Raw genomic sequence first — 22,790 nt, forward strand, 5'->3', positions numbered from 1 at the left:
ACGCTCTATCGGTGGCTTACTTTTTCAAACTGTTAAGTTTTAGCGGACAGTAATAATATTGAAACATAATTACAGAAACCTGTGCTTGGATAGATTTTAAATAAACCATTTTATGCAAATTATGACATTTCCGACAGATTCCAACCTGCACGATAAGTATGTTTGATCAATTCGGCAGCAAATTCTTTCGCATGAACCGGATCTGACATTTTTGCATTGAATGAAGGATGCCCCGCTTTGATTGTAAAACCATTTACGATCATCTGTCGGATTTTTTCATCGTCGCTGATATTTGTAAATTGCATGTTCGTCCCGTCCCATTCCAATATTTTATTCAATGATTGCAGACGGACAGCCAATATTCCCATCAAGATCATTTCGTTAAATACTGCTGCTTCTGAAAAATCCGACTTTGTTTTCACCCTGTTCTCCGGACTTTCCTTGCAGGCGCGTACCCAATCCTGTTCATGACCACCATCCATCGCCCGGTCTACACGGCGAATTGTCTTGGGGACATCTGGCACACGCCCAGATAACAACCATGGCTGAAGACCATAAGAACCACAAATCAACGTATCTTTCGTGCCATGGAAAATCGTCAATCCACCGGCTATCCCCATGAGCGGACGTTCCTGTGGAAACCCTTCCGGGCGTTGGGGCATAAATCCACCATCATACCAATGTACCTCGACTTCCGGAAAATCCACTTTCGCCATCCTCTTTCGTGCTGGATACACGAATTTCACATATTCTGACTGCGGGGCACAATCGATGAACAAAGGGGAGGATGCCGCCTCCACAGATACAGGATACCCCAATTTAAGCGCTTTAAAAGCGGGATGCAAAACATGGCAACCCATGTCTCCCAAAGCACCGGTTCCGAAATCCCACCAACCACGCCAGTTCCAAGGATGGTATATCTTGTTAAACGGCCTCATTCGAGCTGGCCCGATAAACAAATCCCAATCCAATGTCGCCGGAATCTTGTGCGCTTTGGTTGGCGTTTCCAATCCTTGCGGCCACATTGGGCGATTGGTCGCCACTTCCACTTTCTTCACTTCACCGATCTCACCGTTCCATATCCATTCACATACCCAATCGACATCCTCGCCGGAAGCTCCCTGGTTTCCCATCTGCGTGGCAATCCTGTATTCGGAAGCCAATCGGGAAAGCAATCTTGACTCATAAATCGAATGTGCCAACGGTTTCTGGACATACACATGTTTGCCCAATGTCATAGCGGTAGCAGCGATAATGGCATGCGTATGATCGGGAGTCGCCACTATAACCGCTTCGATATCCCTATCCATCTCATCAAACATCCGGCGAAAATCTTTATATTTCCCAGCTCTCGGAAAACAGTCCAAGACCGGCTTTGCATATTTCCAGTCCACATCACAAAGAGCAACGATGTTTTCTGTCTCAAAAACATGCTGGATATTGGTGATTCCCATACCGCCAATACCAACGACAGCTATATTCAGTTTGTCCGATGGAGCTGTATGCCCGTGGCTTTTACCTAAAATAGAGTTCGGTGCGATCTGCATGTTATATATTTTACTTATAGTTCTTACGTAAAGATATGGTTGTCTCGGTTGGAAAATTATCCGGAACTGGTTGTGTCACTTGTCCGGTAGCAGCCCACTCGGCACCGCGAAGCAATGTAACCTGAAAGCCGGCACATTGCATGGCTATATTATCGTCAAGCGAATTTCCGGCGTGCCCCAAAGTCGTATGGAAGATACGTGTTTTTCCGTAATCGACCGTAAACATTACTAATTCATCTCGTCCGGATCCTTTCGTTGTAGGATCGGAATATCCCCAAAACAAGACATCTTTGATAATACCCGTCCCACGCATCCGGTCATACAATTCATCTTGTGCATGCAACCATGCAGCAGGAAGGCCTTTTGTCACTGGATGCTCCGGATTGCCACAATGAAGTACAAACTCATGCCGGCAACCATGTGAACCGGCACATCCGGAAGATTTATCATCATACTTCAAGTAACCGTCTTGCCGATAGATATAGGGACCAGCCGTCTCTTCACGTCCACCCCAGCCCCCAAAGCCGATGATCCGATTATATTCTTCCCAATCTTTGAAAGCATTGTTTGCGGCATGGTAAACCACCACGCCACCTCCATTCTTCACAAACTCTAAAAAAGATTTTTCCATTTTTTCTGGCCATCTGTCACCGTTATAATCAAGTATCACCAACTGATAGGAAGAAAAATCAGGGTCGAAATTCGACATGATCTTTCCTGTTTTAGGCGATATGGCGACATTGACCGTAAAAAGTCCGGAGTTCTCAAGAATCTGCTTGATCGCAAGGTGGCTGACTTCCCAATTATGATTGCTCTGGCCGGTTACGATCAAAACTTTAATCTTACCTTCATCACGATTCCAACATGACTCATACATTTTCAACATATTCTTGCGAAATATATCTATAAAATAGTTGTTGAGATACTTTCTACGCCCGTTTTGCCCCATTTGCTTGGTTTCAATCGGATGTTGGAGTAGGTATAACATCTTTTCAGCCAATAGTGAACTATCAATTTCTGTTTTATCTGCATATTCCATCACAGGAATGTGTAAGCCGGTAATATTATTCTCTATCATTTCATATAAACCGGTAGAAGTACTACCTATGATTGGTAATCCATGCATCATCATTTCTATGGCAACGTAACTACATTGTTCGTGAAACGATGGCATAATCCCCATATCAGCTATTGTATATAGTTCGTAAAGTTTCTCTTTGTTTATCAACCCTGTCCAGATGACATTCATATAAATATCATCACATTCGATCAAGTGGACATCGAACTCTCCATTTCCGGCAATGATGAAACGACATTCCGGATGCGTCTTTAATACTATTTTGAATGCCCTTAAAGCATATTTTAATCCTTTTATATAGTCTAATCTTCCGGCAAATAGAAAAATTGGAGCATCGGATATACCATATTTTTTCCTTAACGCTGATTTTTCAACACTGATTTTACTATCGGTAAGCCCATTATATACGACTGTGATTTTATCCGGCTTTATTTTGTAATCATCTTGCAATACAGACATTGTCTTTTTCGAAAGACAAATAATATGATCCACTACGTCAAAAGTTTCCTTTTCTTTTTGGAACTCCTCTTTCAAATATTCTATATCCTCACGGTTCTGAACCGTTTCCTGCGTTTTACATAATTGCCTAAAATGAGTCAAATTGCCTAACAGTTTGAAACACCAATCGAAATAATGTATAGTCAATACAATCTTGCAATCAAACGCCTTTTTTAATTCTTTTGCAAATTTACTGCTATGGTTGGCATTCAAATGAAATATCAGATTGCTTTTATCCTCAATGTATAATTGTAGCAGGTATACAATATTTTTATAATACAAATCATTTAGGAGATCAGTCGCCATTTGTTCTATAGGCTCCGGAAAATACCATCGCTTTATGCCATCGCTTGTCTCCTCCATTTGCATTTGAGGTACGTGCGCCCTTAAATTTACCACGCATACCTTAATCTTGCTATGACGAAGTGCGGTGGTTAGTTCGCGAATATAGGTGCCAATCCCATATACCGCTGCTTCGCTCGATGTGTGAAAAATATATAGGTTCATTATTGAAATAAAGAATTATATGTTTTTACCATATTGATACGGAATATTTCCGAAGCATAATTGTCAAGATACCTTTTCCGTCCGTTTTGTCCCATTAGTTTGGCTTCGATTGGGTGTTGCAACAAGTATATAATCTTTTCCGACAATAACATAACGTCTATTTCCACACTTTCAGATAGTATGGTAAGAGGTATTTTTAACCCACAAGCATTATTAACCACCTCATTTAATCCCGATGTAGTTGTGGCTACCACAGGCAATTCGTGCATCATCATTTCAATAGCCACATAGCCGAATGGTTCGAATAAGGATGGTACAATCCCAATGTCTGCTATTTGATAGATTTCATTCAGGTCTTTTTTATTCAATAATCCGGTAAATGTTATTTTCGTGCAAATATCTTTAGCCTCTTGGAAGCATATATCATAATTACCGCTACCAGCCATTATGAGACGGCAATTCGAATAAATTTTTAACACGTTTCGAAAGGCTTTGATCAAAAAAAGTATTCCCTTGATTTCATCAAAGCGACCGGCAAAAAGTATTATTTTTTCTTCTGCCGATAAATTCCATTTCTTACGAAGAGCTATGCTGTCTAACCTATCGGACATATCCTGTAAGCCATTTGGAATTACAGATATTTTAGCGATATCAATGCCATAATTCTTACACAAAATATCTTTCATATAGCGTGTCATGCAAATGATGTGGTCTACTGTCGAATAATAGGTTCTTTCCACCTCAAACATCGTTTGCAGCCTTTTCTCCAACGCATCCGGATGCTTTTGTTTCAAAATACGGGATAACCGTTCGGGATTGTCATAAATGGTAAAGCCCCAATCGAAAAAGTGAGAGACTGCTACAAGTTGGCAATCAAACGCATTTTTCAGTTCTTCTGCCAATTTCCCGCTTTCAAAAAAATTCAGATGAAATATCAAGTTATCTTTGTCTTTGATATGTAGTCGAAGCAAATAAACGACATTCCGATAATACAAATCCCATTGTTCTTGGTCGTTTGTCGTTCGTTGATCCGATATGGCTAAAGGGAAGTGCCAATATTGAATTCCATCTATCCATTCTGTTTGTATTTGAGGCTTTTCGGATATTAGATTTACGACACAAATATTTATATCACGGCCTTTCAAGGCGGTAACCAATTCATGGATATAAGTGCCTACGCCAAATACCGCTCCACGCCGGGTTTGATTGAAAATATATAAATTCATATTCAATGCGAGTTACAATAGATTCACCCATGATATATTTGCTCGATCCAATGCGGCCAACCGTATCATGCCCTCACCTGCATATCCATTAAGAAGTCCTGTAGCAACGGGAGCTTTTCCCATTTCCAAATCCGGAATTTGTTTCAAAGTAATATCAACGTTGTCGTGTATCGGTTCGTGCAAATAACGATGATGTAGATAAACGCGCGCAATATTACCAACGACCGACTCCTTTAATCGTGGAATAGCTTGGATTAAATCCGGTGATTGTACTCCCCATATCCTCCGACATTGTTCCAAAAGCCCAGTGTAACGATCAGAACCGGATATTTCTTGCAAATCATATAAAAAGCAATACACATCAATTTGCTCTTCTGCGGATATATCCGGTAAATGTTCTTCGATCAATTTAACAATAGATGTTAGACATTCACGTGCCTGCATTGCGGGCGTAGGGAAATTCAGACGTGTCATCCAATACCGCCCATAGCCAGTTAATCCGTTGTATTGGCTGAAATCCTGCCAGGGATCATATTTCACAGCCCGATACATTCTTCCATCAAAATCCTCACAAATATCATCTTCAATGTCCAGAAAATTATTTCGGATCATATAATCGAATCCGACACCGATACCAGCTATCCCTTTTTTATAATTTGCTGGACTGTTGACATGTAATTGATTCAATATTTGATCAATCAAGTCCATAGCATAATCAGCAAACAACATATTATTTGTATATTGTGCATAATGAAAAAAGAAAATAGCGATTCCCATCTTACCATGTACCAACCCTGGACATTCGGTTAATGTACCGTTAAGCAAGAGCATATCGGTAATTTGTTGCAGATCCTTTTTTATTTGAATGGTATTGTTTTCCGACATTGCGATATTTTTTTACTTTTTAGATTTCACCAACATTACCACCCGATTGTCATCCTCTTCCAATGTCGCGGCCACTTCTTTTAGTTTGCCTTTCAACTTTCCCTTTTGATAGTCCCGGCAAAGATCGAAAGCGTTTAAGGTAGCCCATGATTCACCTTGGGCATTGATAGGGGTCAGCATAACCATATAGAATTCATTTTTATAAGTATAATCGCCATTGTATATGATATATCTGGAAAACTCCTTTTCTTGGGTATCATACACAAAGTAGGTTTTAGGGAATCCTTCTTCTTTCCTGAAATCATATACATTTTTTATACTTTCCATGAAATAATAGCGATTGGATATCAACTTCGGAATCAAGAACACTTCCGGATCCATGGTATGGATGGGTGGTGTTCGCGCGATAAACGGTCGTAAACTGCAATCGGGCATCAATGTGTAGATCGTATCTGACGAGGGTTCTAATAGAATCCAATTACCATTAAACGGAGTGATTCTGCTGTAAGGTCCCGGTTTGGCACCTCTTGTACTATTTTCCATCCGTAAGACTTGAAAAAAGTACTTCTTCTCTTTAAAGGAAGGTCTTATTTCCTTGGTTATACTCCCGTCTTGCTTCGATACGAACAGGAAGGGTATCTCAGCATTGATTTCATCGTAACAAATCAGATTTTCTTTGTCATAGTTGAATATTTCCCAATAGAACTGAGAGTCACCTTCTGTTTTCTGCTTCAAACTGCGTTTAAAATTTCCCTCTAAATCATAAACCTTTATTTTTTTTGCATAGTGATCATTTATAAATATTTCATTGTTTTCTTCGTCCAACGTAACACATCTAAAATTTATATATTCTTCCCCTCCTTGTCCTTTACGGTTTATCTTACGGATGGCCTTTCCGCTCCGGTCATATACGAATATATTTCCATCATTATTATAATTTGCCACTATTATGTATTTTTTACCAACCGCTTGTACATATCCCTGATTAATAAACTCATCGTTTGTTTCCAGCGGAATATACTCTACATCCATGAAGTCTTGCAGGACCAGTTCTTTTTTGGTTGAATAACTTTCATTTACATCCACGGTTATAAACTCATCGGTCGAAGAATGACTGCCTCCACACCCTGTCATTGCAAACAGGGTGGTTATTCCTATAAAAATGAATGTTTTCATTTGCATATTATTTTGTTTACTCTGTTATTCTTTTACATGACAAAGATTGGAACGTCCAATAGCTATCTCATAATTGGATGGAGACGGGCAAATCCATTGATAAACACAATCCGTGCAGGGGGGGTGATTACGAACACGGAACCACGATTTGCCCTCTTCAACTTCTTTGTGTAAGATTTCATGAATATTATTGACATAGATATTTCCCAACGAAGGGTGGTTAAGATTGGCATACACATCCCCATTAGGCAGAATGGTGATTTTTCCAAAGTCATACAAATTCATGGCCTGGCGAGCGAAAAAATCTTTCATGGTCATAGGGGTGGACAAAATATCCTCTTTCGAAAGAAAAACTTCGTTTTCAAAAAAGCGAATATTATTTCCGGTATAATTGGGCTTTAATCTGTATTTATCTATCTGATGTTGTTCAATGAGTTGCTCTGACAGCTGAACATCCTCTTCGGAAGATACCTCAAACACAAATTCTACCGGCAAAGCCTGACTAAGCAAGACCTTCATTGCATGATTCCATCGTTCCACATTTATCGGGAAACTAACAGAAATCTGGTATGAAAAATTATGTGCAAAAATCGGTTGAAGAGGAATTATATTTTTATAGGAACACAAAAGATTTTTCGGTGAAGAACAGTGGTCTAGATAAGAAAATAATTCACTATAATTGGGGACTTCCTCCATATTTCCAACAATATTAAATGTCAGATTTTTCGGAAGCGTTATCAAGAAATGAATTAACTTTGTTATATTAGTTGTCGCATCTATATATAAAGATATTTCAAATAGTTTTTCCAGTATATTTTTATACGAAGAAAAATTATTTTTTTTGTATAGTTCCTGTTCCTTTGAATAATTGTAAAAGGGCAATATCTGAACCGGTTTGCCATCCGATAAAGAAACATTTATTACATCTCCCATGAATTTTTCACGAAGTTCATCAACAAAACAACAAATCTCTTCCTGCCGATATCGTTCGTGAGTCAATAAAGCGACACCACAATTTTCTTCTTGAAGAGTTTCTTGCAATAGCTCTACAATTTTCTCATTCGTTGACTCGATTGTAACTCCATCTAGTGTATTATATAATAAAACATGTTTACTTTTTATATCAACAAACACATAAGGTTCAATAGTAAACCAATAATCGGACACGTTCTTCATAATCTTTATTCTATTACTACATTTTTTATTATTTCAGCATAATCTTGCGGATACTTTTCAAGGAAAGTGAAAATATTTCTCAAACTATTCTCAAAATCCTTCTGATTTTGATGGTATTGACAAACAAACCCCTCTTCATTTGCTTTATCTATATTTTCAATATGAAACAGACAAGAACCACAATACTTATAAACATAACAGGTTTGGCAAAACTTTTGGATATGTTTATAATAAAAATTGTATTGCCGCGTAATTTCCGGTATATTGAATTCTATATCTTCATCCACTTTTCCCATCGAATACCGATAGTCTATTCTTTCACAAGGCAACAGCTTGTTTCGATTGGTCAATAAAACCTTTTTTGAGAATGGCGTACAAGTACTTGTAGGCAACTGCTTTTCAATACTATACAATAATTCTCTTATATTGGATATGTAATAGTTTATCGAGATATATTTCAGATAATTTGTTAACTCCATGTATGACAGCGAATTTTTGTGTGTTAAACGAGCCAACTCGGACTCCTCCTTACGGAATTCGGAATCGCTGTCTGCCACACTGTGATACATACTGTTAAATCTATCTTTATTACACGGCCTAATATGCCTTGTGTTTAATTCTGATACTCTTGGTATTTTATTATACCGTGTATAAATAAATTCATAAATTTCCTTTATTGTATTTCTGTCATGTAGAACAGCATTAAACGATATATTTTTTAGAAAATAGTCTGGATAGTCTTTTTGAAGTCGATCCAAATTTTCAATTACTTTTTGAAACGAATTTTCGTTGTCTTTTTTAAACGTTCGATAGCTATGGCATTTCTCATTACCATCCAAACTGATTAACAAACGGAAATTATTGGCAACTAAAAAATCCATATACTTATGAAGCAACGTAGTGTTAGTTGTCATAGTATATTCAAGATCAAATTGCTTGGCAAGATTCAATTCTTTAGAAAGTTCTACAATTTGTTCGATAAACGTCATATTCAAGAGTGGCTCGCCACCATAAAAACTAATGGCCAATTTATCATTTTTCTTTTTAGGCTTATGGTCAAAAATAAATTTCAACAAATGAATGGCCTTATGAATATCTATTTTCTTACTGATTCTTTCATCATATCCATCATACAATTCCCCAAACGCACAATACGTGCAACTTAGGTTACAAGAATCGGTTACTTCAAATACGACTTGCTTGATATTCTTTATATTGTCTTCAACTATTGATTCTTCCAATACCGCAAACTCGGTTGGTTTTGACTTTGTGAAGAATCCATGCGCTTTCAAATAGGCATATTTTTTTACATAATACGAATCAACATCCGTCGATTTTTCAGATGTTTTCTTTAATTCCGGATGTGCCAACATAGACAATCTGCTCTGATCATCGTTTATGTATAGATTTTTATTTTCTGATGTATAAAAAAAGGATCGTATCATATTAAATCTGATTAGTTGTTATAAAATGCAACCAATATAATATCTATTGGTTGCATTTTTTTTATAACCAAAATTCATATTCATAACAGAAAATAATTTTGGTTTTAGAATAAAAAAAGATTAATAGTGGTAAGCTTTATTTCCGTCATTACTGTAGTAACTCCAGTCAGAACTTCCTCCACAACTACCACAACTACCACTAGTACATCCACACCCGCCTTTTAAGGCATTTAGCTTACGTCGATCCAATTCTTCTTGACCGAATTGATTCAACTTGATTTTACCGACTTTTTTCATAATATTTACTATTTAAAATTCACATACCAATGTTAACCACTTCCTTTTATACTGCCAAACAAACCTAATCCATTATTACTAAATGCGTGTTTTTCGCTACCGAACGTATGCTTTATTAAACCTTATTCGGATTAGCATACAAAAGGAAAGCCTCTCGGACAGCTTTTTTTCTACGTTCGCTAATTTTATACTCCAAACCTCTTTTCAAATGAATCCAATACGAACCATCTTTGAAGATAAATTCAGATACATGGTTCATATTGACAATGACTTGCCGATTTATTCTTGTAAAATTATTTTGCAACACGGATTCTATTTGGAGCATACTTACATGAACTAAAACCTCTTCATTTTTAAATATCAGCCAAATGTTGGGTTTATTGTACACAAGTGCAACCAAATCACTACACAAAGAAGTTTTTAGACCATTTCTATAAGAATAAATGATCATATTGTCTTTCACTTTCAGTATATCCATATTATTTGTTTTTTTGTTTTCATCTTACCAAAACTCAATTTTTATATTTGAATCCTTTGCAAAACCTAGCAATAATTCTTTTTGATAAGTTTTGCTTGATGCCAAACAAACAACCTTACTTGGGCTTAAGATTCGTAAAATCGTCTCAAACGTATTTGCGTATAAGAAGAGTCTAGGGAAATTTTGTTCGATACTATCATTCTCAAATACCTTTTGTTCGGAAAATTCAACTTGTGCAGCTGTAACTGTCTCTGATAGTTCTGTGTCATCCGGAATCTCATATTCAGATAATAATAGAATAGGAATCTCTTTTCCTTGTAAGAAAGTCGATACATGAGCCAATTCTTTCTCATCTGTTAGGTAAACCAAACAACATCTTTTATATGGAGATAAAAGCCTTGTCCAAGGATGGCTGTCTATATTAAAGTTATTTGTGGTATTCCTTTTCTTTTCTATCCATTCAAAATGATTCAAGAAATTAGAGATATTGCGAATAGACTCCTCGATGGATTTTCCGGCGATACGAGAACGTACATAATCCATTTGTTCTTTCGAAATGAAAGACAGTATATATACGAACAATGCGTTTTTTATGGAATGGTTGCCAAGCATGAGTCTTAGGGTATCCCGGACCTCATATTCTTGAATAGCTGTTCTTATATATTCTTGTATGATTGTATCAAACTCGATTTTGTATTTTCCCAAATCCAGCGAACTCATCTTTTCTTGAGACTCCTCTTGTCTCCAATTTACCAATGTGCGCCAAGGAATTGAATGACGTTGCGCAGAATAGAAATAAGAAAACATGGGTTCAAAGCGTGAACATATGAATAAATTTTTTCTTCTTTTCAGCTTTGAATAATTACATTTCTTGAATTTCTCTAGAGAAATGAACCGATCCTCCGCTTTTTCATACCAATATTGATAAGTTTCAGTGTGCTTTTGAAGACATGGACGTAAATGAAACCATATCAGACCACCATCAAATAGCTTTTTATTGTGAAACATTACTTCCAGAACTTGATTGTAGCCGGGAGCTTTTGGCAAATAACAAGCTTGGTAGGTCATTTCTTCAGAGACCTCGAAAAAGAAAAGATCTCGCACTCCGTTGAATGGGCATAGAATGTCCCGGTAGGTTGTGTCTATCTTTTCGTCTCCTAAAAAAGTAAGCCATTCTCCGTTTTTTTGTAACACATTGATACCAGAGAGGGATACCAATATTTTATCTTGTTTGATTCTTTTTTTCAAATAGGAGAAATAGAAAGGAGCCATCTTTATCGCTAACCAGTCTTGCCATTTTCTTTTTGGACTTTTGTCCTTTTTAGGATTATGCAGGTAAGATATATATAGCTTATAAGCTAGTTGTTCCAAAGGGTTGATCCGGACTTTTTGCTCGGTGCGGTAGGCATCACAATATTTTTTGAATGATTCGGAAAAGAATAGCTGATCTGAATCTATCTTGATCGCATAGCGATATGTTACTTTTGAAATCGCGTAATTCGTGTATCCGGAAAGGAGATGAATCGAATCCTTCGGCAGATTCATGATCTCTTGAAATTGTTCATCCGCTAAATCTATAGGATAGATATAGGGGTGGTATTCAAAGATTTTGATCTTGTTGGGGTATTTGCTCTGTTTTCTTTTAAGTATATTAGCTGTCTCATCTGTACAATTGTGATATACCGCAATCAGCTCATCTAATCCTTCAATACAGGACTCTATGCAAGCGTCTAGGAAATCCGCGCTGTTTTGGCAGCGCAATATACCCGTTACCCCTAAAGGGCGTTCTTTTGTCAATTGTGATAAATCGACAGTGTATTCGGTATAGTCCTGTTGCTTAGAGCTCATGGTAATTAAATTATTGATTCATTTCTAATTGATTTTGAGAAAAACAAGTTTCCCAAATTTTTTTCTGTATATAGCTCTCTCTATAAGGACTATATGGCAAATCTCTTCGTGCATCTTCTCCTATGTACTCTTTTCTAAACATTAAATATGTATGATAATCCTTTAGTGTATCGTCATTCAAAATTTCTGTTTCTTGTATCTTTATATCTATATCCGATAATACATCTTTGATCTCACCGGTAATAAAACGTTCTCTTAATAGATAGGTGATTCCCCATCCAATGCCACATAATCCATCTGACAAATCAAGAGATAAATTATCCGGAAGCTCCATTATAGATTCTAATATCTCGTCCGCGAATTGTTCATATAAAGCATCTCCACTATAACGACTGTATTCATAAAATAGAATAGTTATGCCTAGCTTACCGTTATACAATCCGGGATGCTCTAGAGCCTCTGTTTTCAGTACCCCGTAACGGAGTAGGTCTTTTAGTATGCCTTTGTATTGAATGAATAACTCTTTCATATCGTTCATTAATTGTAAAATGAAAAATTCGTATCCCAGCTACCAAAAAAATAATGAGAACAATATGCTTCCTTTATTTTTTCATGGAATGAGGCGGTCTCTCCCTGATAGATATATGAACCCATGTCATCTTTCGTCACAGGCGTTACTTTTGAATAAGGGAAAAGAGTAACCTTGTATCTTTTCTTCAAGGTATTAAATATCCGTGATATCATCAATGGGCCTGTTGTATGCATCACCTTTTGTGCTGGATAGTCCCGTAACATTGCATCAGTAATTTCTTTTAAAATGTCTATCCATCCTCCGCATCTTGGCTCAGAAACCATAAATGCGTTTCCTATTAGGGTGGGCATACTTGAGTTGAAATTATGCTGTGGAGGCTCCTCTCCGAACCCTATCGCCACATCTTCTAATAATGGCTCGATAGGCTTAAAACATTCCGTATCCAAATCCGTATAGACTCCCCCATATACATATAATATCATATAGCGAATCGTGTCCCAACGTTGTACATTGTATGGAAAACTTCTATACAAGGAAAGATACTCCGGAAAATGTTTTTCTACCAACTCATCCATTTCCTCTCCGTTCCAAAGGTGATATTCCCAATCTGGATTCTGCTCTCGCCAAGTTCTTGCCAAGATTTGTAAGCGGGTGGGCATACATGGTTCTGTGCGCCCCTCCCAGACTTGATGTATGATTTTAGGGATTGCCATATGCTTTATTTAATCTCGAATTTTCCTACTAGCCATCCTAACTTATGGGTCAAGACTACTAGGTCTGTGTTTGTTTCTATTCCGTCCAATGGAATGTTGATAATATCGCCTGTTCCTCCGGAGAGTACATTCTCATACATTATATTACCTGTATTATCCATAATATGGATAGCTAGATCATCTAATGCATCTATGAAATGGACACTCAAGATATTTCCTTCTATAGATTATGTATTAGTTCTTGATTAATGACAAACTTAGTATTTCTGTAAGGTTATACTTAGAGTTCCTAATAACATAATTCAATGCAAGCATCCAGGAAAAACGTATCATTGGGGGCACTGTACAGTGATTATCACGTTTAACGATCTTTTTTGGTTAATAGTGATAGATCAACTATATGATACTGTTTAATCCTGAAGCTTGCATATGATAAAGAATAATACCTAATTATTTTGTATGATGAATTCTCCCATAAGCTGCCCTAGGCGATGTTCTAACACTACATAAAAGCATCCTGTGCCAGCCTGATCTAAAGAGATGGATACACATTCACCTGCTTCGCCGGAGACTACTTCGTTATATAGGATAGCTCCTTGTTCATTTACAACTTGAACAGTCAAATCATCTAGAGCATCGATAAAATGTATGCTCAATAGATTTCCGTCGATGGATACTGTTGGAGGAGCAGGAGTGACAGAGCGATAATAATCGTCATGCCATTTGCCTTTAGTTGGTACATTATCTCCATAAACAGACAGTGGCGAAAAGAGGCCAAATAGCATCAATAAGGTTAATAATTTTGTTTTCATAATATTTTGTTTTTCTTTTTGCAAAAGAAAAGCTTTATTCTCTAATAACAATGAACATGGATGAACAATTGGCATTTTCGTTTTTGTTCATTTTCTAACACTGACTATAGGTCATTGATATATAGATCGAAATCGGAGGCTTTTCCTGTTTTGCCGCTCATCTTCAGATAAAGTCTTTTCCGTAAGACTGATATATTACTATGGTTTAATAACATAGAAAGACGTGAGGGTTTCACATGGATTCTCACTAAATAGCATAACCGTTCCATTTGTATCGGTATTTTAGGGTAAGCTTCTTGAAGTTTTTGTGCAAAAGACGGATAAATAGCGTTTATAAGCTGAAACAGCTCTTCCCAATCCTCGGTAGACGGTTTCCATTCCTCGTTTTCATGAAAGTTTTTATAAACAGATGAATTTTTTAGGTTCTGTAATAATTCAATCTGATGTTCTTTTTGGGCATACAATGCTTGGTTCTTTTGTTCGAAGTCCTGTCGCAGCTTCTTCTTGAGCTCTTGCTGTTCCTGGTCTTTCTCTTGTAAAGATCTGTTTAATACCTCTATGATTTGTTTATTATGCTCTATCTGCTCTTTATATTTTAAGACGGTCTTATCGCAAGAGAAACTCTTTTCCCGATCTTTTTCTTGAATTTTCAATAGGTCTTTTTGTCTTTTCTTATATTTAAACAAAAGATAAGTGGTTGGTAGAACTATCAAAAGGCAAATAAGACTGGTTACAACCATCCGTAGGTTTGCATTGGCCGTTTTTACTCGTTCTTCCGCTAGGGTTTTTTGTTTATCCTGTTCATCATAAAGAACTTGTCTGCCTCTAATCGTATTCGTGACTTCTATCTGGTCGAGTGTATCACGCATCATTTCATATCGTTGACTCAACTCCGCATAAAGGATCCATTGTTTTGTCGATAGGGCTATTTGGGATAGATGATAAACAGCCCCCGCTCTCGTGTCCAATCGCACCGCTTTTTCCAAGCATTGTTCTAAATAGATCTTTGCTGAATCTAATTGACCGCATTGATAATAATATTCGCCTAGTGTCAAATAGAACGGATAAATATCATTTCCCAATGCCTGCTTGTTTGCCATGATCTCACGGAGTAGACGTTCCGCTTCCGGGTATGTCTTTGTTTGTACATATAGACTCGATAATTCGGAATAAACAGAGAGCACCTTCCTGCTCACCATCAAATCGAGAGTTTTAGAATAACAGGCGATAGCGCTGTCTTTTTGGTGGATTATCTCATAAATGCGTCCCAGATCTCGAAGTGCATAGACTTGACCGATAGAATCCGATATTGCCTTGAAATGCATGACCGCCTTTTGCTGATAAAGCAAGGCTCGTTCATATACATCTTGTTGGGTATAAAGCATTCCTATACCGTTATTAATCCTCCCCAGTAATGCATGGTCTTCAATCTGCTCCTCATTCTGTAAGGCATTTAAGAAACACTCTTGCGCTTTCAATGGATGATTTAGGTTTTGATTGATCCGTCCCTTATAGAACCAAGCTTTCGCTTTTCGTTCCAGATCGTCTGTTTCCTCATAATAATCCGTCGCGATCGTGATCAGCGAGTCGGTTTCATGCTTAACAAAAGTCTTGTCTTCTGCTTCTGTTAACAGCAAATAATAATGTGCCTTATCTTTTCGGGATAGGTTTTCTTTGTTCTCTATTTGTTCAAGGAGCATTAAGGCGCTATCCGGATGTTGGGGCATAAGGTTCTCTATTTTTCGGAAGTCTATGGTTTGATGGCCCATTCCGTCGCAAGAGATCCATATAATAGGTATTAGAATTAACAGGAAAACAATGTTTTTCTTCATCTGCGTATTATTTGTTGGGGGTAAAAATAATACAAAAAGACGAGAATATCTTGGCTGGAAATCCCGACTTTTTGGATCTATTTTTATTTCCATTATACTTCATCCGCAAAGTAAGTATATATGGATAAAACAGGCTTTTTTATCCAACCAGCCATCGTTCTATATTCCGGGTCTCAGAGGAGAAGTTCACGCCGATCTTGAAGACCTCCCGATTGTCTCCGGAGAAGGGTAGGGCGTAGCCTTTCTCCTCGATCTGCCGCAGGGCTTCCTCGGCGGTTCCGTTGAGCTTGAACTCCATGATATAGATGTATTGGTTGGTTTGCAATACGAGGTCTATACGCCCGTTCGAGGTATGGTATTCCACTTGCGTGTACAGGCCGACCAGCTTGAAGACGATGAAGAGGACGTTCTGGTAATGCAGCTCCGTGTCTCGCTCCGGCTTTTGCCCGGCGATCACCTCGTAGGGTGTGTCGGCAAAGAAGCTTTGCAGGCGGCGGAAGAATGCGTCGTAATTGCCGCTTTCCACTTCTTGAACAAAACGTCCTATCTCGAAGGGTGTCTTTGCGGCGCTTATGCTCGTGTAGAAAGGCAGGAGGTATTTAACAAAACCTTCCTCTACCTCCAAGTTTGGAAAACCTAGTTTATAAATCCCAAAACGGGGATCATAGCCCTTGATGGTTAGGTATCCGCTTTGGTAGATGACGGGTATAGGATTATTAGAGGCGGAATCGATGCTGTTCAGCACATCGGCGTCGGTTTCCGTGTTGGCCATCTCGTAGAGGTCGTAATGGGTGTGCTTGAGCAACTCCACCAGATAAGAGGGGGTACCGGTCTCAAACCAGTAGTCTCCGAATTCCATCTTGGCGAAGGTGTTCAAGAGACTGAAAGGATTGTACATTCCTGCTGAGTTAGCGGTGAAATGGTATCCGTCGTATCGCTGCTTCAGCTTTAGACAGGTAGCCTCATAGGTCATGGCTTGCGCATCAGCCAATACCCTCAATTCGTTTTCCAAATAAGTATGTATCTCTTTCTCGGTGATGCCGCATATTTCTATGTACCGGTTATCCATTGATATATCCATTAGGTTGTTGAGGTCGCTGAACACGCTCACCTTGCCGAACTTGGTCACGCCGGTCAGGAACGCTAGGCGGATATATCCGTCCATGCTCTTCAGAACGCCGTAAAACGCTTTCAGTATAGAGCGGTAGGCCTCCTGTAACTCCGGATTCCCGATCGCCTGTAGCAAAGGCTTGTCATACTCGTCTACCAGTATGACCACTCTCCGTCCTGTTCTCTCATAGGCACGGCGTATCACGCCGGTGAAACGATCGGATGGTGTTATCTCTCTCTCGTCTTTCCCCCACAGGTCTTCCCAAAGGTTCAGATAACGTCGTAATATGCTCTCTAATGCCCCAGGGTCAGAATATCTCTCCGCATTTAAATCCAAATGTAAGATGGGGTATCTTATCCAATCTTTTTCCAATTTCTCCATGGCCAGTCCTTCGAACAGCTCCTTCTTTCCTTGGAAATAGGCCTCCAGCGTGGACAGCAGCAAGCTTTTCCCGAAGCGCCGGGGGCGGCTGAGGAAGTAATACTGTCCGGTAGTAACCAATTGATAGACCAAGGCTGTCTTGTCAATATAGAGATAGCCGTCCTTGCGAATTTTCTCGAAGTTCTGTATGCCGATTGGATAAATTGTCTGGTTCATATCGTCCTATATTTTATGCGACTTATAAGCAAAGTTACATAAAATATAGGAGAGGAACCGTATCTTTAGAAGTAAATTTTCAACAATAATATCTTACTATGAAGTCGATTTATAACTTACTGATAGTAAGATGAATAAATGTGCTTGTCGGATTTCCGTAAAAACACGTACATGTTTTCACGGATTCACGTACGTGTTTTTGGGAATTCACGTACGTGTTTTCCGAAAAACATGTACGAATAAAAAACAAGTCTGGAAAAATATACATTATCTTTGCAAGTCAATGAACGTGAATATGGAAGATGATTTTGATATAAGGGATGCCCGGATGCCGGAAAACGAGCGAGAGTACGAGAACGTGCTTCGGCCGCTTTCGCTCCGTGACTTCAGCGGGCAGGCGAAGGTGGTGGAGAACCTGAAGGTGTTCGTCATGGCTGCCCGCATGCGTAAGGAGGCGCTGGATCATGTGCTTTTGCATGGACCTCCCGGGTTGGGAAAGACGACGTTGTCGAATATTATAGCGAACGAGTTGGGGGTTGGTTTCAAGGTCACGTCGGGGCCGGTGCTGGATAAACCGGGAGATCTGGCCGGGGTATTGACCTCGCTGGAGAAGAACGACGTGCTTTTTATCGATGAGATTCACCGGTTGAGCCCGATCGTGGAGGAATATCTGTATTCCGCTATGGAGGATTACCGGATCGATATCGTGATCGATAAAGGACCAAGCGCTCGCTCGATACAGATCGATTTGGCTCCGTTTACATTGATTGGCGCTACGACCCGTAGCGGCTTGCTGACTAGTCCGCTGCGTGCCCGTTTCGGTATCAATATGCACTTGGAGTATTATGATATGGAGACGCTGACGAAGATCGTGCTCCGTAGTGCTAATATCTTGAATGTAAAATGTGAGTTGAACGCCGCTAGGGAGATCGCTTCCCGTAGCCGGGGTACGCCTCGTATCGCCAACGCTTTATTGCGCCGTGTGCGTGATTTCGCTCAAGTGAAGGGGAACGGAGATATCGATAAGGCGATCGCTTGCTTCTCTTTGGAGGCGTTGAATATAGATCGGTATGGCTTGGATCAGATCGATAATAAGTTGCTGACGACGATCATTGATAAATTCCAGGGAGGCCCGGTCGGATTAACGACGATCGCCACGGCTTTGGGCGAGGACCCCGGAACGCTAGAAGAAGTGTACGAGCCTTTCTTGATCAAAGAGGGCTTTATCAAACGCACGCCCCGTGGCCGTGAGGTCACCGATTTAGCTTATACCCATCTGGGACGTAGCCGGGTGGGGGAACAAGGTTTTTTATTTGATTAGACAGATACGATATGGCAGGAGGAATGAAGCGGCTCGCTAAAGAGACAGCCGTTTATGGATTGAGTAGTATAGTGGGGCGTTTCCTGAATTGGATGTTGGTGCCGATGTACACACGTGTGTTGGCCGGAACAGGGGATTATGGGATCGTGACGAATTTATATGGTTGGACAGCCCTGTTGCTGGTCTTGCTTACTTATGGCATGGAGACGGGGTTCTTCCGTTTCATCAATAAGAAAGAGGAGCAAGAGCCGATGCGGGTGTATGCTTCCGTGCTGTATTGCTTGCTGGGAAGTTCGGCGCTGTTTAGCGTAGCGGTTTTCGCCTTATTGCCATCTATTAGCGCCGGCTTGGGATATGGCGACCATCCGGAGTATATCGGGATGATGGCGGGTATCGTGGCGGTAGACGCTTTTTGCTGCATTCCGTTCGCTTATCTTCGGTATAAGGGGAAAGCATGGCGTTTCGCCGGGATTAAGTTGCTGAGTATTTTCTTGAATATTATCTTGAATATATTCTTCTTGATCACTTGTCCGTGGTTGCATACGCATTATCCGGAGGCGATAAGCTGGTTCTATCGTCCGGATTATGGGGTAGGCTATGTATTCGTGGCGAACGTGTTTACGACACTGATAACCTTATTGCTTTTGATCCCGGATATCTTGCCGGGCATACGGGCGAAAGTAGACGGAACGGTCTTGAGACAAATCTTGCGTTACTCCTTCCCGATCCTCATTCTAGGTATCGCCGGTATCTTTAACCAGACGGCAGATAAGATCCTGTTTCCATTCTTGTTTGATGATAAGGAGTTCGCGAATGAGCAATTGGGTATATACGGCGCATGCTTCAAGATCGCCGTGGTGATGGTGATGTTCACGCAGGCTTTCCGGTATGCCTATGAGCCGTTTATTTTCGCTAAAAACAAGAGCGATGATAATAAGAAAGCCTATTCGGAAGCGATGAAATATTTCATCATATTCGCCTTGTTTATCTTTCTCGGGGTCATGTTCTATATCGATATCTTGAAGTACTTTGTCGGTCCGGCCTATTATCCCGGATTACGGGTGGTGCCGATCGTGATGCTGGGCGAGTTGTTCTTCGGTATTTATTTCAACCTCTCCTTATGGTATAAGCTGATCGACCAGACACGATGGGGTGCCTATTTCTCCACGATCGGATGTGTGGCCACGGTCTCTATCATCTTGCTGTTCGGTCCCTCGCAGGGTTATATGGCTTGTGCGTGGGCATCGTTCTTTTGTAATTTATTGATGATGCTTCTGTCTTATTTTGTGGGACAAAAGAAGTTCCCGATAGAGTACGACTTGAGATCCGCGTTTCTTTATTTCGGTGTGGCGGCGGTGTTATACGTGGCAGGCATGGCATTGTCGATACAGTCTGAATGGCTCCGGCTGGGATACCGCACGATCTTATTGGGCATATTCATCGCGTTTATGGTTAAAAGGGACTTACCTTTACGAGAACTCCCGTACATAGGACGTTTCTTTCGTTAATCGGTAGGTTCGGAGGGCTTGGATGGCGGCGTGGCGATTGGCATCGTGATAACGAAGCGTGAGCCTTTCGTATAAGACGGATCTGTCTTTATCTTACCGTTTAGCCGGTTAACGATCAAGCGACATAGGTAAAGCCCTAGGCCAGAGCCGGGAATGAAATCATTGGTCTTCGTGAAACGCTCGAATATCCATTCCTGTTTGTCTTGGGGGATGCCGCAACCCGTATCTGTTACCGACAGGGTCACTAAATTGGCTCCGTTATCCAGATGGTATGAAAGCGTAATGCTTCCTTTCTCCGTGAATTTATTCGCGTTTGCCAGCAGATGCGAGATGATCAAGCTGAAATAAGCACGGTTGGTCAAGATCATATCATTCTCCTTATCGCCTTCCATCACATAGTTGATCTCCGGCTTCTCTTGATATTTCTTTACCTGTTGCATCTCATGTAAACAAAGCTCATGGATACGTGTGGGAACAAGAGGAAGGGAATCATTGCCGCTATCGAGCTGGGCGATCTCAAGGAGATTGTTCAGCATGGAAGTCAAATGGTAACAGTTCTCGTAGATAATACGGCTGAAAGCCTGTTTCTCGTCCATGGAGATATCGTCGTTGGTGATGAGTTCCGAGAAACCATTGATCGCGTTTAAGGGAGTCCGTATCTCATGCGACATATTCCGGATGAAGGCGGTCTTCATCTCCTCGCTCTCTTGTGCCTTCTGGTTCGCTATCAGGACCAGCTCGTTGGATTTCTGCAATGCCCGATAAAGAGATCTCATCTTGCCTAACCGGAAAAAGATATAGAACACGGCGCATAAGGCTAGAAGCAATAGGGATATATATAGGTAATTCTCCTTCTTGCTTTTCTGCAATTCCAATTCCAATGATTTCTTTTCGATCACCAACTCGTTCGCCCCTTTCTCGATCTCGAGATTCTCCATTTTCTTCCGGAGTTCCTGCATGCGCAAGGTATCTAGCAAGACCGCGTATTCCTTGGATGTCTCATACGCCTCCTTGTACATCCGGAGGCTGTCGTAGGCGGCGGCTTTCGCGGATACATAGGCGATTACATGCTCCTTGTAAAGCGGTATCTGTTTGGAGAAATTGATCAAGGAGTCGCTGAACTCAATGAATTTCTTATAGTCCTTGATGCCTAGGTAATAATTCGCTGAGGTATAATAAAGCTCATATTCCGGTATGGCGCTGGCTGATTCCGGATAAGCCTTCAACAGATTCATGAAGTCACGGTAATAGGAGGTCGCCAAATCTTTTCCGATAGCCTCGGCGCTAATGGCAAGGTTTGAATAAGCGCTTAATAAATGGCGTTTGTTGATCGCGTAAGGACGTTTCCTCATCTCCGGGATATTAGAGTAGCCCAAGATCGTGTTTAGGTAACGGGTCGCATACCGTCCCCGTTCTTGGGAGTCGCTCGCATAAGCGCATAGCATGAAATAGGTATTAGGCAGGAAATTGTATGCGTATCGTATGGGTAGTTTCTCCGCCGTGGTCAGGACATTATCGAAATATTCTTTCCCTTGCTTGAAGTCCTCCTGAAGCATGTTCTCCTCCATGACGCTGTTGCTGACAGCCATGCCTAGTACATAATTGCAGGCTATTTTCTCATAGGGAGACAATTTGTCGGGTTCCTCCAGCTTGAATAGGCAATTCATGAGGACTTTCCTTCTCGGTTCACCGGATGTGTAGAATATGACGCGCGTATCTTGGATCATTTTCATGAACGATACGAGGCTGGTTCTGGCTTCTCCTTTTAGCTCCTGCTCGGCTTTGGCGATATAGACATTTGCGCTATCGGTTTGGTCCGTGTTGATATAATGCCGGAGAATCTCGGTCAATGCCGCTTCCTTATAGTAATTATCATTCGCTTTTAAGGCTTCCTGATAGAGTTGTTTAGCGTTTACTAATATGTCATCGTTTCGTGAGATGTCCATTAAATTGGTAAGGATTTCCAATCTTGAGCGTTCGGAGGTTGCTTTTTGCAAGGCGTTTTTGAGTGAGTCTGGTGTGGTCGTTTGAGATGAAACGACAAAGGACATAAACAATAAGCATAAAAGCATTAGATATCGTTTCATACAAATAGGATCTCTTGTTGTTGTATTGCAAATGCAAATATACGTAATCTCGCCATAAAAAAGCTATTAAATAGTTAGAAAAACAAACAATTGGAATATCTTTGCATAAATATGGG

The 22,790-nt window shown here is 40.1% G+C and carries 19 protein-coding genes; 2 read left to right on the top strand and 17 right to left on the bottom strand.

Annotation, left to right across the window (positions count from 1 at the left end; all coding sequences use genetic code 11):
* Positions 1 to 119: 119 nt before the first annotated feature.
* From CI959_RS07960 to CI959_RS08035, 16 genes are all read right to left on the bottom strand, one after another.
* Complete coding sequence (locus CI959_RS07960; RefSeq protein ID WP_008773243.1) at positions 120 to 1,547, bottom strand: Gfo/Idh/MocA family protein; 1,428 nt, start codon at positions 1,545 to 1,547, stop codon at positions 120 to 122.
* 10 nt (positions 1,548 to 1,557) lie between these two features.
* Positions 1,558 to 3,630: a TIGR04157 family glycosyltransferase gene (locus CI959_RS21510; protein WP_081033169.1), complete on the bottom strand. Its 2,073-nt coding sequence runs from the start codon at positions 3,628 to 3,630 to the stop codon at positions 1,558 to 1,560.
* Complete coding sequence (locus tag CI959_RS07970; protein WP_057317664.1) at positions 3,630 to 4,856, bottom strand: TIGR04157 family glycosyltransferase; 1,227 nt, start codon at positions 4,854 to 4,856, stop codon at positions 3,630 to 3,632. The genes CI959_RS21510 and CI959_RS07970 overlap by 1 nt, the downstream gene beginning before the upstream one ends.
* A gap of 12 nt (positions 4,857 to 4,868) precedes the next feature.
* Positions 4,869 to 5,741 (bottom strand): lanthionine synthetase LanC family protein, encoded by an 873-nt coding sequence (locus tag CI959_RS07975; protein WP_050758721.1) that lies wholly within the window; start codon positions 5,739 to 5,741, stop codon positions 4,869 to 4,871.
* A 12-nt stretch (positions 5,742 to 5,753) separates the two neighbouring features.
* Positions 5,754 to 6,917 (bottom strand): 6-bladed beta-propeller, encoded by a 1,164-nt coding sequence (locus tag CI959_RS07980; protein ID WP_057317663.1) that lies wholly within the window; start codon positions 6,915 to 6,917, stop codon positions 5,754 to 5,756.
* Positions 6,918 to 6,941: 24 nt separating this feature from the next.
* The gene (locus CI959_RS07985; protein ID WP_057317662.1) at positions 6,942 to 8,093 is read right to left on the bottom strand and encodes a TIGR04150 pseudo-rSAM protein; all 1,152 of its coding nucleotides are present in this window, start codon (positions 8,091 to 8,093) and stop codon (positions 6,942 to 6,944) included.
* A gap of 5 nt (positions 8,094 to 8,098) precedes the next feature.
* A complete protein-coding gene (locus CI959_RS07990; protein WP_057317661.1) occupies positions 8,099 to 9,466 on the bottom strand; it encodes a radical SAM peptide maturase in 1,368 nt (455 codons plus the stop codon).
* A 192-nt stretch (positions 9,467 to 9,658) separates the two neighbouring features.
* Positions 9,659 to 9,835, bottom strand: coding sequence for a TIGR04149 family rSAM-modified RiPP (locus CI959_RS07995; protein WP_081033167.1), 177 nt, complete (start codon positions 9,833 to 9,835; stop codon positions 9,659 to 9,661).
* A 115-nt stretch (positions 9,836 to 9,950) separates the two neighbouring features.
* A complete protein-coding gene (locus tag CI959_RS08000; RefSeq protein ID WP_057317660.1) occupies positions 9,951 to 10,313 on the bottom strand; it encodes a LytTR family DNA-binding domain-containing protein in 363 nt (120 codons plus the stop codon).
* A gap of 24 nt (positions 10,314 to 10,337) precedes the next feature.
* A complete protein-coding gene (locus tag CI959_RS08005) occupies positions 10,338 to 12,161 on the bottom strand; it encodes a hypothetical protein (RefSeq protein WP_057317659.1) in 1,824 nt (607 codons plus the stop codon).
* 10 nt (positions 12,162 to 12,171) lie between these two features.
* Positions 12,172 to 12,690 carry a hypothetical protein gene (locus CI959_RS08010; RefSeq protein WP_249931802.1) on the bottom strand — a complete coding sequence of 173 codons (519 nt, stop codon included), beginning with the start codon at positions 12,688 to 12,690 and terminating at the stop codon, positions 12,172 to 12,174.
* 8 nt (positions 12,691 to 12,698) lie between these two features.
* A complete protein-coding gene (locus CI959_RS08015) occupies positions 12,699 to 13,406 on the bottom strand; it encodes a glycosyltransferase family 32 protein (protein WP_095231433.1) in 708 nt (235 codons plus the stop codon).
* Between the two features lie 5 nt (positions 13,407 to 13,411).
* Entirely contained in the window at positions 13,412 to 13,615 is a 204-nt protein-coding gene (locus CI959_RS08020) for a DUF3244 domain-containing protein (RefSeq protein ID WP_008773254.1), read from the bottom strand.
* Positions 13,616 to 13,852: 237 nt separating this feature from the next.
* The gene (locus tag CI959_RS08025; RefSeq protein WP_008773255.1) at positions 13,853 to 14,218 is read right to left on the bottom strand and encodes a DUF3244 domain-containing protein; all 366 of its coding nucleotides are present in this window, start codon (positions 14,216 to 14,218) and stop codon (positions 13,853 to 13,855) included.
* Positions 14,219 to 14,322: 104 nt separating this feature from the next.
* Positions 14,323 to 16,050 carry a tetratricopeptide repeat protein gene (locus CI959_RS08030; RefSeq protein ID WP_095231434.1) on the bottom strand — a complete coding sequence of 576 codons (1,728 nt, stop codon included), beginning with the start codon at positions 16,048 to 16,050 and terminating at the stop codon, positions 14,323 to 14,325.
* Positions 16,051 to 16,189: 139 nt separating this feature from the next.
* Positions 16,190 to 17,758 (bottom strand): ATP-binding protein, encoded by a 1,569-nt coding sequence (locus CI959_RS08035; RefSeq protein ID WP_057317655.1) that lies wholly within the window; start codon positions 17,756 to 17,758, stop codon positions 16,190 to 16,192.
* Between the two features lie 295 nt (positions 17,759 to 18,053).
* Here CI959_RS08035 and ruvB point away from each other — a divergent pair, with 295 nt between their 5' ends.
* Together ruvB and CI959_RS08045 are read left to right on the top strand one after the other, a co-directional pair.
* Positions 18,054 to 19,079, top strand: a complete 1,026-nt coding sequence (gene ruvB, locus CI959_RS08040; RefSeq protein WP_010182716.1) for a Holliday junction branch migration DNA helicase RuvB — start codon at positions 18,054 to 18,056, stop codon at positions 19,077 to 19,079.
* A gap of 11 nt (positions 19,080 to 19,090) precedes the next feature.
* Entirely contained in the window at positions 19,091 to 20,587 is a 1,497-nt protein-coding gene (locus CI959_RS08045) for a lipopolysaccharide biosynthesis protein (protein WP_057317654.1), read from the top strand.
* Here the strand turns inward: CI959_RS08045 and CI959_RS08050 are convergent.
* The gene (locus CI959_RS08050) at positions 20,584 to 22,674 is read right to left on the bottom strand and encodes a sensor histidine kinase KdpD (protein ID WP_057317653.1); all 2,091 of its coding nucleotides are present in this window, start codon (positions 22,672 to 22,674) and stop codon (positions 20,584 to 20,586) included. The two genes, CI959_RS08045 and CI959_RS08050, sit on opposite strands and share 4 nt — an antisense overlap.
* Positions 22,675 to 22,790 lie beyond the last annotated feature (116 nt).

Origin of the sequence: Parabacteroides sp. AT13 (assembly GCF_002272965.1) — a bacterium.
GTDB lineage: Bacteria > Bacteroidota > Bacteroidia > Bacteroidales > Tannerellaceae > Parabacteroides > Parabacteroides distasonis.

Coding starts and splice junctions, on each gene's coding strand:
- CI959_RS08050 (WP_057317653.1), bottom strand. CDS start 22,674: ATGAAACGATATCTAATGCTTTTATGCTTATTGTTTATGTCCTTTGTC.
- CI959_RS08015 (WP_095231433.1), bottom strand. CDS start 13,406: ATGGCAATCCCTAAAATCATACATCAAGTCTGGGAGGGGCGCACAGAA.
- CI959_RS21510 (WP_081033169.1), bottom strand. CDS start 3,630: ATGAACCTATATATTTTTCACACATCGAGCGAAGCAGCGGTATATGGG.
- CI959_RS08005 (WP_057317659.1), bottom strand. CDS start 12,161: ATGAGCTCTAAGCAACAGGACTATACCGAATACACTGTCGATTTATCA.
- CI959_RS07970 (WP_057317664.1), bottom strand. CDS start 4,856: ATGAATTTATATATTTTCAATCAAACCCGGCGTGGAGCGGTATTTGGC.
- CI959_RS08045 (WP_057317654.1), top strand. CDS start 19,091: ATGGCAGGAGGAATGAAGCGGCTCGCTAAAGAGACAGCCGTTTATGGA.
- CI959_RS08035 (WP_057317655.1), bottom strand. CDS start 17,758: ATGAACCAGACAATTTATCCAATCGGCATACAGAACTTCGAGAAAATT.
- CI959_RS07960 (WP_008773243.1), bottom strand. CDS start 1,547: ATGCAGATCGCACCGAACTCTATTTTAGGTAAAAGCCACGGGCATACA.
- ruvB (WP_010182716.1), top strand. CDS start 18,054: ATGGAAGATGATTTTGATATAAGGGATGCCCGGATGCCGGAAAACGAG.
- CI959_RS08025 (WP_008773255.1), bottom strand. CDS start 14,218: ATGAAAACAAAATTATTAACCTTATTGATGCTATTTGGCCTCTTTTCG.
- CI959_RS07985 (WP_057317662.1), bottom strand. CDS start 8,093: ATGAAGAACGTGTCCGATTATTGGTTTACTATTGAACCTTATGTGTTT.
- CI959_RS07990 (WP_057317661.1), bottom strand. CDS start 9,466: ATGTTGGCACATCCGGAATTAAAGAAAACATCTGAAAAATCGACGGAT.
- CI959_RS08010 (WP_249931802.1), bottom strand. CDS start 12,690: ATGAAAGAGTTATTCATTCAATACAAAGGCATACTAAAAGACCTACTC.
- CI959_RS07975 (WP_050758721.1), bottom strand. CDS start 5,741: ATGTCGGAAAACAATACCATTCAAATAAAAAAGGATCTGCAACAAATT.
- CI959_RS08000 (WP_057317660.1), bottom strand. CDS start 10,313: ATGGATATACTGAAAGTGAAAGACAATATGATCATTTATTCTTATAGA.
- CI959_RS07980 (WP_057317663.1), bottom strand. CDS start 6,917: ATGAAAACATTCATTTTTATAGGAATAACCACCCTGTTTGCAATGACA.
- CI959_RS08030 (WP_095231434.1), bottom strand. CDS start 16,050: ATGAAGAAAAACATTGTTTTCCTGTTAATTCTAATACCTATTATATGG.
- CI959_RS07995 (WP_081033167.1), bottom strand. CDS start 9,835: ATGAAAAAAGTCGGTAAAATCAAGTTGAATCAATTCGGTCAAGAAGAA.